Below are 15,851 nucleotides of genomic sequence, written 5' to 3' on the forward strand. Positions count from 1 at the left end.
CCTCCTTCTCGGCTCCGCCTCCCGCCCGGCGGGAGGCGGAGCCGGCTCGTGGCGGGTCAGGCCTCTCGGAACGTGATCTCCTGGGCGCCGTCCCACAGGAGCCTCTCTCCGAGGGCGGGGAGGTTCTCGGCCCCCTCGACGACGGTGGCGAAGTGGTTGCCCGCGAGCTGGCCGGCCTTGGAGGCGAAGTTGACGTAGCCGTAGGCCATGAGCAGCTCGGTCTCGGAGACGCCGCCGGGGTAGATGACGAGCTCACCGGGGTGCGGGTAGCAGGTGCCGTTCTCGGGCGCGATCCCCAGGTCGAGGTCGCCCATGGGGATCCAGCCGGCCTGGCCGGACCAGCGGACGTGGATGATCTTGGAGTCCAGCGGCAGGAGCTTCTTCCGGAAGGCGGCGACGGTCGCGGGGGCCGTCTCCTCCTCGTAGCGGGCCAGGAAGGTGAGGCCGCCGGCCTTGATCTCGAGCATGGTGCAGGTCCTTTCTCTTGCGGTGCTGGGTTGTAATGCGGTTGCCGCCGGTGCGCTCACAGGCCGAGGATCGCGGTGACCAGGGCCATGCGGATCGAGACGGACTGGAGGATCGCCCGGAAGTAGAGCTGGTGCGGGGTGTCGTCGATCCGCAGGTCCATCTCGCCGGCGCGGCGCGGCAGGGTGTGCGTGACGTAGATCTGGTGTCCCTTGGCGGCCTCCTCCTGGAGCGTCTCGTAGCGCACGAGGTAGCGGTCCATGAGGGTCTTGAACTCCTCGGCCTTGGCGCCGGCGGGTGCGGAGCAGCCGGGCAGGTAGATGAGGTCCTGGGTGCGGACGAACTCGTTGAAGGTGTCCTGCTCGAAGTCGAACTCCTCCTTGAGGCTGACCTCGCCGTGGGAGAGGATCCGCTCCCTGACCTCGGCGGGGGTGCGGCGGTCGGAGTCGGAGCAGATGGTGACGTTGGCGCCGAAGCGGGCCAGGCCGGCGGCCATGGAGTGGCCGGTGCGGGCCTCGATCATGTCGGGGGAGACGACGGCGACGTTGAGGCCCTCGATCCGCCCGAAGCGGCGCCACATGGTGTACAGGTCGAGCAGGGCCTGGGTGGGGTGCTCCCAGTGTCCCCAGCCGCCGTTGATGACCGGGCACTCGGCGGCCCGGGCGCCGCGGCGGGCCTCCTCGGCGTCGTAGTGGCGGATGACCATGAGGTTGGCGTACTGCGAGACGCAGCGCATGGTGTCCTCGATGCTCTCCTCCTTGGCCACCGAGGAGGTGACCTTGGGGTTGGCCTCGACGATGACGTGGCCGCCCAGGCGCTCCATGGCGGTCTGGAAGCTCATGCGGGTGCGGGTCGAGGGCTGGAAGAACATGAGGGCGAGCATCCGGTCGCCGAGCAGGTCGACCCTCGAGCGGTTGAACAGCTCCAGGTTCTTGCCGAGATCGAACAGCGAGTAGAGCTGGTCGTTGGTCATGTCGGTGATCGAGATGAAGTCCTTGCCGACGTGGTCGACGGCGTCGACCAGGCCCTTCATCGAGCGCATGTACTCAGACATGGTGTCTCTCCTTCGAGATGGGGTGGTGGTGAAGGTGCGGGACGGGTGGGGCCCCGGAGCGGGGCCCCAGGGCCGCCGCCCGGGTCAGGGGCGGCGGATCATGCGGCCGGCCTTGGAGTCGCGGTCGACGGTCCGCCCCCGCAGCACGGTCCGCTTGACGACGCCGCGCAGGACGCGCCCCTGGTAGGGCGAGATCTTGTTCTTGTGCTCCAGGGACTCGACATCGACGACGAAGGTCTCCTCGGGAGCGACCACGGCGAAGTCGGCGTCGCTCCCGACGGCGATGGCGCCCTTGCCGGGGATGCGGAAGCTCGCGCAGGGGTTCGCGGCGAACCACCGGGCAATGTCGCCCAGGTCGATGCCGAGCTCTTCGCCGGCGCTCCACACCGCCGGCAGCCCGAGCTGGACGGAGGCGATGCCTCCCCAGGCCCTGCCGAAGTCGCCGGTGTTCTTGCACTTGAGGTCGATGGTGCACGGCGAGTGGTCGGAGGCGATGTGGTCGATGGTGCCGTCCTTCAGGCCCTCCCACAGGGCCCGGCGGTTGTCCTCCTCGCGCAGCGGCGGGCAGCACTTGTACTCGGTGGCGCCGTCGGGGATGAGCTCGGAGGCGAAGGTGAGGTAGTGCGGGCAGGTCTCGACGGTGACCCTGACGCCGTCGCGCTTGGCGGCGCGGATGGCGGGCAGGGCCTCGGAGGAGGACAGGTGGAGGATGTGGACCCGGGCGCCGGTCTCGCGTGCGGCGACGAGGACCTGCTCGATGGCGGTGTTCTCCGCGGCGCGGGGCCGGGAGGCCAGGAAGGTGGCGTACCGGTCGGTGATGCCCTGGGGCGCCTCGGCCAGGATGCGGGCGTCCTCGGCGTGGACGATGAGCACGGCGTCGAGCGCGGCGAGCTCGGCGAGGACCTCCCTGACGCCGTCGTAGCCGAGGTAGCCGTACTCGTCGAGGCCCGAGTGGGCGGTGAAGCACTTGAACCCGAAGACGCCCCGGTCCCACAGGGGCGCCATCTGGTCGATATTGCCCGGGACGGCGCCTCCCCAGAGGCCGACGTCGACCGAGAGCAGGCCCCGGGCGGCCTCCATCTTGGCCTCGAGGCCGGCGACCGTCGTCGTGGGCGGGCTCGAGTTCAGCGGCATGTCGATGATGGTGGTGATGCCCCCGGCCAGGGCCGCCCGGGTGGCGCTCTCGTAGCCCTCCCAGGCGGTGCGGCCGGGCTCGTTGACGTGCACGTGGGAGTCGACGAGCCCGGGCATGAGGACCTGGTCGTCGGGGACGACGATCTCCTCGCGGGCGCTGACGTCGGCCCCGGGGCCGAGCAGGGCGGTAATGCGCCCGTCGTCGACGACGACGGTGGCCGGGCGCGTCCCGTCGGGGAGGACCGCGCGCCGGGCGCGCAGGACGAGCTGGTGGGTCTCGCGGGTGTTGCGGGTGTCTGCGGTCATGGTTTCCTCACGTCCTCGTGATGTCGTCTGTGAAGTGGTGCGGTGGCGCGGGTGCGGCTCAGCGCGCGACCGAGTCGCGGTCGGCGTCGAGGTCCACCGCCGCCGCCTTCTCCAGGGCCCGGGCGATATGGGGGTCGTTGCGCGAGATGGCCAGGTGGGCGATCAGGCCGAGCCCGGCCCCGATGAACCAGGAGAAGGGGCTGAGGAACCTGCAGAAGTCGACCTGCACGACGGCGACCAGGATCGAGGGGATCGAGGCGATGATGAAGGCCCACACGGCGCGCATGTTCCAGCCGTTGTCGAAGGCGTGCTCCCCCCGCGCCCTGAACAGCTCGGAGACCTGGACCTGCTGCCTGCGCAGAATGAAGTAGTCGGCGATGATAATGCCGAACAGGGGTCCGAGGACGGCGCCGAGGGCGGCGAGGAACACGTTGATGATGAAGGGGCTGTTGAACAGGTTCCACGGCGTCATCACCAGGGCGATGCAGGCGGAGATGAGGCCGCCGCGCTGGAAGCTGATCTTCTCCGGCCAGGCGTTGGCGAGGTCGTAGGCCGGGGACACGAAGTTCGCCACGACGTTGATGCCCAGGGTGGCCACGGTGAAGGTCACGGCCCCGAGCACAATGGCGACGGGGTGGTCGAGGCGGGCCACCAGGTCGACGGGGTCGAAGATGTACTCGCCGTAGATCTGCAGCGAGCCCGCCGTGACGAGCACGGAGACGACCGAGAAGGCGATGAAGTTGACCGGCAGCCCCCACAGGTTCGCCAGCCACACCGCCCTGCGGGTCGGGGAGAACCGCGAGAAGTCGCAGAAGTTGAGCATGAGCGTGGCGAAGTAGGCCACGGTCAGGGAGATGGCGGCCAGGACCGCGTGGGCGGTGCCCCACTGGGAGGGGGCGGTGGCGAGGTCGAAGGAGACGTGCCAGCCGGCGAGCTTGAGGACGTAGACGGTCAGGATGAGCATGACGACCCACACCGCCGGGCCGGCCCAGTCCTGGAACTTGCGGATGGTCTCCATGCCCTTGCGCAGCAGGAGCAGCTGGAGCGCCCACATGAGGATGAACGCCGCCCAGCCGAGCAGGCTCTCCCCGAGGAGGCGGGTCCGGCCGATCTCGACGACGCCCGGCCACAGGCCGGCGACGAGCACGATGACGGCCCTGGAGGCCAGCCACGTCTGGATGCCGTACCAGCAGATGGCGACGAAGCCGCGCAGCAGCGCGGGCAGGTTCGAGCCGATCGTGCCGAAGGTGATGCGGGCGAGCACCGGGTAGCACAGGCCCGTCCTCTGCCCGGCGAACCCCACCAGGTTCATCAGGAGGAAGACAATGATGATGCCGATGCTCAGCGAGGCGAAGACGTGCGCGGCGCCGAGCCCGAGGGCGAACAGGCCCGCGGCGAAGGTGTAGCCGCCGATGGAGTGGATGTCGCTCATCCACATGGCGAACAGGGAGAAGAATCCCCAGTCCCGGCTCCTGGCGGGGGCGAGGTCGTCATTGATGAGGCGGGGGTCGATGCCGGCGGCCGGTTCGGGGACCATCGGCGGTCGGCCTTGCGTTTGTGCGGTCATGGGTTCTCCTGTGGGTGAGGACCGGGCTCCCTCGCCCGGCGCGCGGGGATGATCAGCGGGTGATGACGGTGCCGGCCCTGCCGTCGACGGCGTCCCGAAGCCTTGCCAGGGACGTGATGACGACCCTGCGGCCGCCGTTGCGCAGGAAGCTGATGGCCGCCTGGATCTTGGGGGCCATGGAGCCCTTGCCGAACTGCCCCTCGGCCAGGTGCCTCTCCGCCTCCTGGATGGTCAGCTCGCGCAGGTCGACCTGCGCGGGGGTGTTGTAGCCGAGGCTGACGGCGTCGACGGCGGTGCAGATGGCGAAGTCCTCGACGTCCAGCTGGTTGGCCAGCAGCGCCGAGGCGAAGTCCTTGTCAATGACCGCCTCGACGCCGACGTAGCCGGCGCCCTCGCGACGCACCGGGATGCCCCCGCCACCGCAGGCGACGACGACGCAGCCGGAGTCGACCAGCGAGCCGATGACGCGACGCTCGAGGATGTCGAGGGGCTGCGGGGATGCGACGACCCGCCGCCACCCGCGCCCGGAGTCCTCGCGCAGGACCCAGCCGTCCCTCTGCTCGTGCTCGCGGGCCTCGGCCTCGTCCATGAAGGAGCCGATCGGCTTGCTGGGCTCGGCGAAGGCGGGGTCGTCGGGGTCGACCAGGCTCTGGGTGACGACGGCGACGACCTGGCGGTCGATGCCCCGCTCGGCGAGACAGCCCCTCAGGCTCCTGGCGAACAGGTACCCGGTGGCTCCCTGCGTGTCCGCGCCGAGCACGTCGAGGGGCAGCGGGGGGAGCTCGCCGACCGCCAGCTCGGCGCGGCGCAGGAGGAAACCGACCTGCGGCCCGTTGCCGTGGGTGACGACCGGGGTGTATCCGGCGTCGACGAGCGCGGCAATGCGCTGCGAGGACTCCAGGACGGCCGCGCCCTGGCTCTTCACGGAGATCCGGTGCTTGTCCTTGATGAGTGCGTTGCCGCCCACGGCAACGACGATTCCCTTGGTGATCACGAGTGTCCTTCCGGCGAGGGCGGTGGGTGGTGGGGGTTCGACGAGGGCCGGCGGGGCCGGGGCTCAGCGCGCGGACAGCGGCCAGCCGCTGACCCTCTTGGGGCGCGGAGGGGCGAAGGCGCGGACCTTGGACGTGCTCAGGCGCAGGTCGCCCAGGCCCTCGGCGAGCTTGACCGCGGCGGTGACGCCCTCGACGACGGGGACACCGAGGTCGGCGGTCAGCTGGGCGTCCAGCCCGGCCATGCCCCCGCAGCCGAGGACAATGACCTCGGCGCGGTCCGCCTCGACCGCCTGCCGCGCCTGCGCGGCCACCGCCCGGCGGGCGGCTCCGGCGTCCTCGAGCTCCAGCACGCCGAGCCCCGAGGAGCGCACTGAGGCGCAGTGCGCGCTCAGCCCGAAGCACGTCAGGCGGTCCTCGATCCCGGGAACGGTCCGGTCCAGGGTGGTGACCACCGAGAACCGGTGGCCGATGAGCATGGCCAGGTGGGCGGCCGCCTCGGTGATATCGACGACGGGCACGTCGAGGAGCTCCATGAGCCCCTCCTTGCCGTGCTCGCCGAAGCCGGCCTGGATGACGGCGTCGAAGTCGCCGTCATAGGTGACGACGGCGTCCATGACGCCGACCGCCGCCAGGTAGGACTCGAAGCTGCCCTCGACCGAGTCCGCCCCGAAGCTCGGCGTGAGCTCGACGATCTCGGTGCCCGGCCGGGCGGCGGCGCGCGCCGCCTCGGCGATGGAGTGGGTCATCGTCCGAGTGGTGTTGACGTTCACCGCGAGGATCTTCATTCCGCGCTCCTCCACATGGGGTTCGGCTCGGGCCGCAGCGCTGCGGTCCATAGACCTCAGAGGTCTGAGGTATCTCAATTGAACCTCACCACAGCGCTCTTGGCAAGACCCAGATCACATTTCCCAGGCGCCCGTCCCCACCGTCACCGCGGACCGGTCTCGGCGAAGAGGGGAGGCGGGGACTGCGAGGGACGGGCGGTGGGGCTGCGTGCCGGCGTGCGGCCCGGGCGCCCGCGCGGAGCGGGCCGGAACGTGAACGCACCCTCGCAGCACCAACGCGCCTTTCTCCCGTCCTTCTGGGGTCTACCCCCAAAGGACGGGAGAAAGGCGCGTTCACGCGACGAGCCTCTGTTGACGTCGGGGCTTGCCCGACTCAACCTGCGCCCCGCGGCGGGCGCAGACAGTCCGCAGACGCGCCGAGGGCGACGCCTCTTGGCGCCGCCCTCGGCGGAGGGCGCTTGTCGCGCCCCGCCCGCGCCGGAGTTCCTCGCCGGCCTCAGAGCCCCGCGCGCCGCAGCTGCCAGAACGCGGTCGCAACGGAGACCACCACCGAGACGACGGCGCAGCCGACTACGACCGGCTTCGAGTCGGCGATGGCGGCGAAGATCGTGAACATGCCGAGGACGGCCAGCACCGCCAGGGCGACCGAGACGACGGTGGCGTCGGTCCGCCATGCGACGGTGGGGGCCTCATCGGTCGGGCTCTTCGAGGAGACGGCGCGAAGACGGGCGGAGGAGGGGCGGCGCGTAGCGACGTCCAGGGCAACGACGGACATGGTTCCTTGCTTTCTTCGTGGACGAAGGTGCGGGAGCGCAGCCGCACTCCGCACGGCTGTGTGGCATCCTTCAATCGGACCTGCGATCACCGTACAACACCTCAGAGCACTGAGGTATGTCGCTTCTATCACGAGCGCGCCAGCACCAGTGCCCTCTACGGCGCCTACAGGTTCTCCGAGACCTCGTCGGGGCGGCGCTGACGGGCGGCGAGGATGTCCTCGCGCGTCTGCGCCATGTGCGCCTGCATCAGCGAGACCGCCAGGTCCTCGTCCTGGTTCTCCACCGCCGCCAGGATCTCCCTGTGCTGGGCGTCCACACGGCTGCGCACCTCCTTGGACTCAGTCGCGCGGAACCGCACCCCGAGCAGGGCGTCCCGGTAGGGGTGCACCGCCGAGGAGACGAACTGGTTCCCGGCGGTCCGCAGAATCACATCGTGGAAGGCGTAGTCGAGACCGACCAGGGCCTGGACGTCGTCGGCGCGGTCCGCGACCGCATACTGCTCGACGCTACGCCGCATCTCGGCGAGGTCCTCCTCGGTGCGATTGCGAACCGCCAGGCGGACCGCCCCCACCTCGATCATCTCCTCCACGCCCAGCACCTGGACCTCGACCTCGACGGCATTGCCCTCGTGCGCCGAGACGTACATCAGGTACCGCAGCTCGCTCCAGCGGAACCGGGGCAGCAGGAATGTGCCTCGGCCGTGCACGACATTGAGCACGCCGCCCAGCGACAGCGTGCGGACCGCCTCCCGCATAGTCGGCCGCGACACGTCGAGGAAGCGCGCCAGGTCCGCCTCCGCGGGCAGCGGCTCCTCCTCGACGAACGTGCCGTTGACGACGGCGTCGAGGATCTTCTTCACTGCTCCGGCGACCATGTCGACGGCCATCCGACCTCCCTGGGACTCGGCGCTGCGGTGTATCGGGGTACTGACGCGCGCAGGACACACGCGCCCCGGCGAAGGAGAATGCGGCGGAGGCCGGCACTCGGTCTGCGCTGGGGCGGCGTCTTCTCAGACAACAGCATCTCATAACCGCCTCACAACCGCCGTCGTCCCCGACCGCCCTCACCGCCGCCGGACCTCACGCCCCGGGCCCGTCCACCGGGCGGGGCCGGCCGCCCAGCGCCCCGACCCGGCCGCGGTAGACCAGCGCGACCGCCCACACGAAGGCGATCAGCGCCGCCTGCACGCCCCGCGACCAGCCGACGGCGGGCATCACCAGCACGGCCGCTCCGGCCGCCGCGCACTCGGCGCTGTTGAACAGGACGTCGTAGATGGAGAAGGCGCGCCCGCGGTAGGCGTCGGCGGTGTCAGCCTGCACAATCGTGTCCACGGCGATCTTGGCGCCCTGTACCCCGACGCCGAAGAGGAAGATCCCCGCCGCCACCGCGGCCCGCATGTGCGTGGCCACGAGGACGAGCTGGCCCGCGGTCCCGCCGACCAGGCACATGACGATCCAGGCCGACGGCGCCACCCTCTCGCGGGCCAGGGGCGTGAGCACGACGGCGAGGCCGTGCCCGGCCACCATCGCACCCATGAGCGCGCCGAAGACCTCCAGCCCGGCGTCGGCGTCCTCGGGCGCCGCGAGAAGGTTGCGCGACATGAGGATCAGCGTGATCAGCTCCATGCCGTACACGAAGCGGTGCAGGGCCATGGTGGTCAGGGCCAGGCCGGGCGTCCCGCGCCGCACGAGGTAGCGGACGGCGGCGGCCAGGTCGTCCGCGGTCGCGGCCAGCGCCGTCGCAACCCCCGTGCGGCGGTCGATCCGCTCGGGCCCCAGCTCGTCCCCGCCCAGGCGCGTGACGGCGCCGGCCGCGAGCGCGTACAGCCCGACGGCGACGACGAGGCTGCCGGCGTCCTGGGCGGTGCCCGCCGGCAGCGCCAGGCGCAGGACCAGGCCGAGGACGGCGCCCGCCGCGGTGGCCGTGCCGCCCAGGGTGGGCACGATGGAGTTGGCGACCAGCAGCCGCTCGCGGCCGATGATCTGCGGCAGCCCGGCCGACATCACGGCCAGCAGGAAGCGGTTGACGCCCAGGGCCGCCAGGACCAGGACGTAGACGAGCGGCCCGATCCCTGCCGCGCCCAGGTGCAGCGCGGTGGCCGCGATCAGGCCGGCCCGCACGAGGTTGCCGACCAGGAGGGTCTGACGGCGCCGCCAGCGGTCGATGAAGGGCCCGACGAAGGGGCCGACGACGGAGAAGGGCAGCAGCATGACGATCAGCGCGGCGGCGACGCCGGCCGCGTCGGTCATGTTCTGGGGGCGGAAGAAGAACAGCGTCGCCAGCCCGGCCTGCACCATCCCGTCGCCGGTCTGGGAGATGAGGCGGACGCCGAGCAGAGTGCGGAAGGCCGAGACGGCGGCAAGGTCCCTGAGGTCGGCGGTCAGGCGCATGGGTCAAGACTGGCCCACTCGCGCCCCGGTGGGGAATCGGGGCGGGGCGGCTCGTCGTCGAGGTCGCCACGGCGGACCCCCGACGCCGGTCGCGGCCGGTACGCGCGGGCCGGGGTGGGCCGGGGCGCGGCAGCGCGGCAGCGCGGGCGGGGGACGACGGCGCCGCCGCGCATGTGGAGCAGTCCCGGCACGATTTTAACTTGCGGTAATCGTTATTGTCGGTCGTTGGCAAATCGGATGAGCAACCTGTTGACGCAACGGTGCGAAGCGATTACGATCGCCGTTGTACTTACTAATCAGTAAGTAGTCAGTTCTGACGGACACCGCCGTTCGACGAATAGGTCACACACATGCCCCCGACACCAGCAAGCCTCGCTGCCGAGGAAGCGGCCCCGGCTCCCTCCAATCTGGCGCCCGACACGGGACTGCCCCTGCCCAGGAGCACCATGGTGCGCTTCGGAGCGGGCTTCCTCCTCATCTCCGTCCTGTGGGCGATCGGCCTGAGCATTATCGCCTCAGTCCTCCTGCCCCAGCGCCTCAAGGACCTCGGCGTGGCGAGCCCCGACGCCCTCCTCGGCACGATCAACGCGATCACCGCCGTCGTGTCCCTGGTCTCCAACCTGGTCTTCGGCAACTTCTCCGACCGCACCCGCTCGCGTCTGGGCAGGCGCACCCCCTGGGTGGTGTGCGGCGGCGTCCTCGGCGGCATCACGCTCTTCGCCGTCGGCGTCCTCAGCAGCACCGTCCTGCTCACGCTCGACTACTGCCTGTGCATGGTCGGCCTCAACATGATGCTGGCCCCCGCCATCGCCGTGCTGTCCGACCGCGTGCCGGAGTCGATCCGAGGCACCATGTCCACCTTCTGGGGCGTCGGAGCCTCCATGGGGTACCCGCTCGGCGCCATTATCGGCGCCCGGTTCATCGCCGGCGGCACCGCGTCCGTCTCCGGATTCGTCCTGGGCGGGGCGCTCATGGGAGTCTCCGGCATTGTCGCCGTCGCCCTGTGGCCCCGCGAGCGCCCCTCCACGGACGCCGACGTCGAGGCGGGCTCGCTCCTGGACCTCCTGCAGTCCTTCGTCCCCCCGACCAGGAACGCGGGCGACTTCTACAAGGCCTTCGTCGGCCGCTTCACCATGCTCATCTCCTACCAGATGATCAACGCCTACCAGCTCTACATCATCCAGGACTACCTCCACCTGTCCGCCGCGGAGGTCGTCACCACCGTCTCGGTCACCAACACCATCATCCTGGTCACCAGCCTGTCCGGCGGCTTCCTCGGCGGGCCCATCTCCGACCTGCTGCGCCGCCGCAAGCTGCCCGTCGTCATCTCGTCCCTGTGCTTCGCCGTGGGCGTGGCCATGCCGTGGCTCATCCACTCCACCATGGGCATGTACCTGTTCGCCGCCATCGCGGGCTTCGGCTACGCCGTCTACAGCTCGGTGGACCAGGCGCTCAACGTCGATGTCCTGCCCGACCCGGACAAGGCCGGCAAGGACCTCGGCATCCTCAACATGTCCACCACCCTCGGCCAGATGTGCGGCCCGATCATCACCTCATTCGTGGTCACCCGCACCGGGGAGTACACCCTCGTCTTCCCCATCTCCATCACCTGCGCCGTCCTCGGCTGCTTCTCCATCCTCATGATCAGGAAGGTCCGCTGAGCACGGCAGCGCCCGCGCTGCACCGGCTGCGCCGTCCGCGCGCCAGTCCCGCCCGAACCGCAGGCGGGGCTGGCGCGCCGTCGCAACGGATTGTCTCTAGGATTGTAGTCATGACCTCCAATTCGGCCGCCAAGCAGCGTGTCCGGCTCTCCGCGGAGGAGCGCCGCGAACAGATCGTCACTGTCGCCACCGAGCTCGTCGCCCGGCACGGCTTCAACGGCCTATCCCTGCAGGAGGTCGCCGACGGCGTCGGCATCACCCAGGCCGGCCTCCTCCACTACATCGGCACCAAGAACGGCCTGCTCGAGCTTCTTCTGGACTCCCGCTACGACAGGCAGGGAACCCCGCAGGACTTCCTCGACTCCGGCAGCGCCGCAGCCACCCACCCTGAGGGAATATCCCTGCCCGCCTACTTCCGGTACCTGGTCGCGTTCAACCAGGCCCGCCCCCAGCTCATGGAACTCTACATGACGCTCGGGGTGGAGGCGACCGACCCCCGGCACCCCGCCCACGACTACTTCATCGACCGCCCCAACCAGGTCTGGGAGTACTACTCCAACTTCACCTGGCGCCTGCCTCCCGAGATCCAGGAGGCGGGCGGCTGGGAGACCATGCGGCCCCTGGTCGAGATGGCCCTTGAGGCCATGGACGGCGCGCAGATCCGCTACTTCCGGCGTCCCGCCATCAGCCTCGTGGAGGAGTGGACCCGGTGGGAGCCGCTGCTCTTCCCCTCCCCGCTGTGGGACGACTACCGCTGACGCGGCCCGCCCCGTCGAGATAGACGTTTTCGGACGAGATCAACGGTGTCGCCGTTGATCTCGTCCGAAAACGTCTATCTCGACGCCAAGGGTGCGCCGGGAGCGCGTGGCGGCCTCAGGCCAGCGGCTTTCCCGCGACCTCGACCTCCTCGGCGGGGACGACGACGGTGACGATGGAGTCCGCCGGCGCGGTGAAGGTCACGTTCTTCCGCCCGATCCCGACGACGATCTCCTGCGGGGTCGTCATGTCGTTCTGCGCGGCCACGACCACGGACCCGTCCGGGTTGTGGAAGGCGAGCAGGTTCTCATACCCCGTGTAGGACAGCGCCGGGATGAAGCGGGCGCCGGGCCTCACGAAGCCGGACAGGTGGCGCAGCACGTAGTACTCGTAGCTGAAGCGGCTCGTGCCGGTGGCCGGGTCCACGACGACGAGAGAGTTCTGGCTCCAGCCCCAGCGGGAGACCCCGCCCTCGTCGAGGGCCAGGTTCCAGTAGTCGTAGACGCTCGCGCCATTGGTGAAGTAGTGGCGCATCATCGTCCAGGCGTACCTGGCATAGCGCCAGTCGTTGCGCCCGTCGCCGCACTCCTGCTCGGACTGGTAGATCTTGAGGTCGGGGTGGGCGTGGTGGACGAAGGGCACGGCCCGCTTGCCGTCCCACTGGAAGCCGACGCCGCCGATGCGGGGGCCGACCTGCGGGTCGGCCAGGACCTTCTCCACCATGGAGTCGTCGGGGCGCTCCATGGTGCCGAAGAAGACGGCGACGCCGCGCCTGTCCATCTCTGGGATAAGCCGCTTGAGGAAGGCGATGAGGCCCTCCGGGGTCCATGTGCAGGCCGGGTAGATCTGCGCGGAGTTGAACTCGTTCTGGGGCATGACCATGGAGATCGTGATGCCGCGCTCGGCGTAGGCGTCGATGAATCTGCCGAAGTAGCGGGCGTAGGCGTCCAGGACCTCGTCGGTGAGGATGAGGCCGTCGGTGCCCTCGGCGATCTGGTTGTCCGGGTCGAGGCCGTTGTCGAACCTCGTCTGCTCGCTCAGGGGGTTCGGGGCGGCGCAGGCGTAGTGCCTGTTGCGCTTGAACCAGCTGGGCGGGCCCCACGGGGAGGCCCACAGGGTCAGGTCGGGGCGGTGGGCCAGGGCGGCCCTGAGGTAGGGGACGAGGGTGGCCTCATCGTGCTCGATGCTGAAGTGCTCCAGGGCGTAGTCGCCGTCGACCTCGTCGTAGGAGTACCAGTCCACCGCGAAGTCGTTGGCACCCACAGGCATGCGGCACACGGACAGGTCGGCGCCGACGCCGGGGGCGAAGACCTGGCGGAGCACCTCGGAGCGCTCGCCCTCGTCGAGGCGGGACAGGGCGACCCAGCCGAGCTCGTTGAAGCAGGCGCCGAAGCCGTCCACCTCCTGGGCGGGCTGGTCGAGGCGGAGGAAGGCGCCGGGGAAGGCGGTCATCTCCCCGATCGAGACGGGCTCGTCGGGGGTGAACCAGGGGTTGTCCTCGGTGGTGGCGACCCAGGTGGGGCCGGCGGTCGGCTCGGTAGCTGCAGCGGACATGACTCTCCTCGAATTCGTGTCGGTTGTCATTGCTCTCATTGCCATGACGGGGATCAGGAAGTCTGCGACAGGTTGTCGTAAAGCGGTGCGCGCCACCGGCGGGCGTATCCGTGCCGGAGGCGGCGCACGGGTCTCAGGCCCGGTCGCCCTCGACGACGAGCACCCCCCAGGCGGGGACGCTCACGGCCGCGCCCGCCGCGAGGGGGGCGCCCGGCTCGCCGACGGCGCCCAGGACGTCGCGCCCGCCGACGGGCAGGACAACGCCGACCGGCTCCCGGGAGTAGTTGAGGAGGTAGGTGAGGCTGCGCCCCCGGCCGTTGACGCCTTTGCGGACCGTCACGGTCCCGGCCAGGCCCACTGCCCAGTCGGCGACGTCGGCGCGCTCGGCGGTCAGGCGCAGGACGGCGCGCAGCAGTGCCGGGCTCGTCATGGTGGCCAGGTGGGTGACGGAGCCGGCGCCGACGGCGCGGGCGGCGATGGCGGGCCCGGACCAGGCGTGGTGGGAGTACTCGGCGAGGACCTCGACGTCGCCGCCCTCGGCCGGGTGGGCGGCCGGGGTGAGCAGCTCCATAAAGGTGGAGGCCGCCAGGTCCGCCTCATTGCGCCCGACGGCGCCGCCAGCGCCGCCGCCCGCACCCCCGCCGTCGGCGCCCTCACGCTCCGCCGCACTCCCACCGCCCGCGCCGGCGCTGTCGGATCCCAGCGCCTCGGCCAGGGCCCCGCGCGGGGCCAGGCGCACGCCCTCGGGGCGGGTGAACTGGTCGGTGCCGAGCCCCAGCAGGTCGCTCAGCCCATGGGGCTGGCGATCGGTGAAGACCTGGAGGTTCTCGTCGGCGACGCCGGTGCGGAAGGTGGTGACCAGGTGCCCGCCGCCGCGCACGTAGTCGCGCAGGGCCCGTGTCGTGGCCCCGGGGGTGACGTACAGGGCGGGGGCCACCAGCATCCCGTAGCGGGCCAGGCGCTCTGCGCCGGCGTCGGCGGGGACGATGTCGACCTCGATATTGAGGTCGAACAGGGCGTCGTAGACCCAGCGGAAGACGTCGTTGTAGCTCGCCCCGCCCCCGGAGTAGCGCCGGGGGAAGCCGGACTCCAGGGCGAACCACTCCAGGGCGGTGAGCGACTCGTTGGAGACCATGATGGCCGCCCGGTTGCGCTTGGTCAGACCGGTCAGGGCGGCGGCGTGCTCGGCGATCTCGCGGCCGAAGCCGGCTGCCTCCAGGTAGGTGGGGTTGGGGGAGTAGTCGTGGGAGAGCAGCCCCTTCCAGTAGGTCTCGAAGGAGTTGTGGAGGGAGCCCCAGTGCCAGTACATGACGCCGCGGGCCCCGCAGGCCAGGTGGGAGTAGCCCTGGAGGCGGAGCTGGCCGGGGTAGGGCAGCCAGCCCATCTGCCCCTGCGCCTGGGTCTCGACGACGAGGTAGGGCGCGCCGTCCTTCAGGGAGCGGCTCACGTCCCCGCCGAAGCCGATCTCCCTGCCGGTCAGGTGGTCCTCCCCGGGATGGTAGATGTCGACGCCGGCCAGGGTGACGGCCCGCGCCGCCCGGAAGTGGTCGACGGCGGGCTGGATGCCGAAGGAGTGCCCGCGCCACTCGTAGTCGAAGTTCTGGGTGACGAACTGGTCCTCGCGCCGGTAGTCGTCGACGATGGCGCGCTGCCAGGCGAGGAAGTCGGCGACCAGGCCGCGGCGGAAGGCGTCGAAGGCGGCGGCGAGCGAGCCGTTGATGGTGCCGGTCACGTCCGGGAAGTCCTCCCAGGCGCTCACCCGGTTGGCCCAGTAGCTCAGGCCGTAGGCGGCGTTGAGGGCGTCGAGGTCGCCGTCGAAGCGCTCCTTGAGCCAGTCGACGAAGGCGCGCTGGATGCCGGGGTTGGCGGCGTCGTAGTACTTGGTCTCGTTGTCGAGCTGGAAGCCGACGACGACGTCCCGCGGCGCCGTGCGCGCCACCAGCGCCCGGATGGCGGCCTCGGCCCAGTGGCGGTAGGCGGGGGCCGTGATGTCCATGTTCTGCCGGGGGCCGTACACGGCGGGGCCGGCGCCGGTGACGGCGAGGACCTCGGGGTGACGGGCGGCCAGCCAGGTGGGGACGGCGGCGGTGGGGGTGCCGACGATGACGCCCAGGCCGTGGGCGGCGGCAGCGTCGATGGTGCGGTCGACGTGGGTGAAGTCGAAGACGCCGGGGGCGGGGTTCCAGGTTCCCCAGGTGAACTCGGCGATGCGGATGGTGGTGAAGCCGGCCTCCGCCATCATCTCCATGTCGCGCTCCAGGCGGTCGGGGCCCGCGGAGGCGGGGGTGTACTCGTCGTAGTAGGCCGCGCCGAAGAGGATGCGGTCGGATCGGATCATGAGTGCCTCCTGTGCGGCGCCATCGCCATCTATCTAGTACTTACTAGATAATAGCCCGGTCGGCGCCCAG

General features: G+C 70.6%; 13 protein-coding genes. 2 read left to right on the forward strand and 11 right to left on the reverse strand.

The features are described from left to right. Nucleotides 1-56: 56 nt before the first annotated feature. The 9 genes from AIF0345_RS16265 to AIF0345_RS16305 form a co-directional block, all read right to left on the reverse strand. A complete protein-coding gene (locus AIF0345_RS16265; protein WP_043560263.1) occupies nucleotides 57-467 on the reverse strand; it encodes a DUF3830 family protein in 411 nt (136 codons plus the stop codon). Nucleotides 468-523: 56 nt separating this feature from the next. After that, nucleotides 524-1,519: an aspartate/ornithine carbamoyltransferase family protein gene (locus AIF0345_RS16270; protein WP_285296743.1), complete on the reverse strand. Its 996-nt coding sequence runs from the start codon at nucleotides 1,517-1,519 to the stop codon at nucleotides 524-526. Nucleotides 1,520-1,603: 84 nt separating this feature from the next. Continuing rightward, on the reverse strand, nucleotides 1,604-2,959 hold the full coding sequence (gene allB / locus AIF0345_RS16275; RefSeq protein ID WP_285296744.1) for an allantoinase AllB: 1,356 nt from the start codon (nucleotides 2,957-2,959) through the stop codon (nucleotides 1,604-1,606). Nucleotides 2,960-3,017: 58 nt separating this feature from the next. Continuing rightward, entirely contained in the window at nucleotides 3,018-4,496 is a 1,479-nt protein-coding gene (locus AIF0345_RS16280) for an NCS1 family nucleobase:cation symporter-1 (protein WP_268917712.1), read from the reverse strand. Nucleotides 4,497-4,578: 82 nt separating this feature from the next. Then, complete coding sequence (gene arcC / locus AIF0345_RS16285) at nucleotides 4,579-5,520, reverse strand: carbamate kinase (protein WP_285296745.1); 942 nt, start codon at nucleotides 5,518-5,520, stop codon at nucleotides 4,579-4,581. A 63-nt stretch (nucleotides 5,521-5,583) separates the two neighbouring features. Then, nucleotides 5,584-6,306: an aspartate/glutamate racemase family protein gene (locus AIF0345_RS16290; protein WP_043560254.1), complete on the reverse strand. Its 723-nt coding sequence runs from the start codon at nucleotides 6,304-6,306 to the stop codon at nucleotides 5,584-5,586. 496 nt (nucleotides 6,307-6,802) lie between these two features. After that, a complete protein-coding gene (locus AIF0345_RS16295; RefSeq protein WP_268917711.1) occupies nucleotides 6,803-7,081 on the reverse strand; it encodes a hypothetical protein in 279 nt (92 codons plus the stop codon). A 164-nt stretch (nucleotides 7,082-7,245) separates the two neighbouring features. Beyond that, nucleotides 7,246-7,968: a FadR/GntR family transcriptional regulator gene (locus AIF0345_RS16300; protein ID WP_043560249.1), complete on the reverse strand. Its 723-nt coding sequence runs from the start codon at nucleotides 7,966-7,968 to the stop codon at nucleotides 7,246-7,248. 193 nt (nucleotides 7,969-8,161) lie between these two features. Further along, nucleotides 8,162-9,472 carry an MFS transporter gene (locus tag AIF0345_RS16305; protein WP_285296746.1) on the reverse strand — a complete coding sequence of 437 codons (1,311 nt, stop codon included), beginning with the start codon at nucleotides 9,470-9,472 and terminating at the stop codon, nucleotides 8,162-8,164. Nucleotides 9,473-9,918: 446 nt separating this feature from the next. Here AIF0345_RS16305 and AIF0345_RS16310 point away from each other — a divergent pair, with 446 nt between their 5' ends. Further along, nucleotides 9,919-11,133 carry an MFS transporter gene (locus tag AIF0345_RS16310; protein WP_285296747.1) on the forward strand — a complete coding sequence of 405 codons (1,215 nt, stop codon included), beginning with the start codon at nucleotides 9,919-9,921 and terminating at the stop codon, nucleotides 11,131-11,133. 110 nt (nucleotides 11,134-11,243) lie between these two features. Next, nucleotides 11,244-11,891, forward strand: a complete 648-nt coding sequence (locus tag AIF0345_RS16315) for a TetR/AcrR family transcriptional regulator (RefSeq protein ID WP_043560243.1) — start codon at nucleotides 11,244-11,246, stop codon at nucleotides 11,889-11,891. Between the two features lie 115 nt (nucleotides 11,892-12,006). On the opposite strand, the gene AIF0345_RS16320 is transcribed toward AIF0345_RS16315, so the two are convergent. Both AIF0345_RS16320 and AIF0345_RS16325 read right to left on the reverse strand, forming a co-directional pair. Next, the gene (locus tag AIF0345_RS16320) at nucleotides 12,007-13,443 is read right to left on the reverse strand and encodes a glycoside hydrolase family 30 protein (RefSeq protein WP_052374663.1); all 1,437 of its coding nucleotides are present in this window, start codon (nucleotides 13,441-13,443) and stop codon (nucleotides 12,007-12,009) included. Between the two features lie 133 nt (nucleotides 13,444-13,576). Continuing rightward, nucleotides 13,577-15,781, reverse strand: a complete 2,205-nt coding sequence (locus AIF0345_RS16325) for a beta-galactosidase (protein WP_285296748.1) — start codon at nucleotides 15,779-15,781, stop codon at nucleotides 13,577-13,579. Between the last annotated feature and the right edge of the window lie 70 nt (nucleotides 15,782-15,851).

This window comes from Actinomyces israelii, assembly GCF_030253495.1.
In the GTDB taxonomy this organism is placed as follows: domain Bacteria; phylum Actinomycetota; class Actinomycetes; order Actinomycetales; family Actinomycetaceae; genus Actinomyces; species Actinomyces israelii.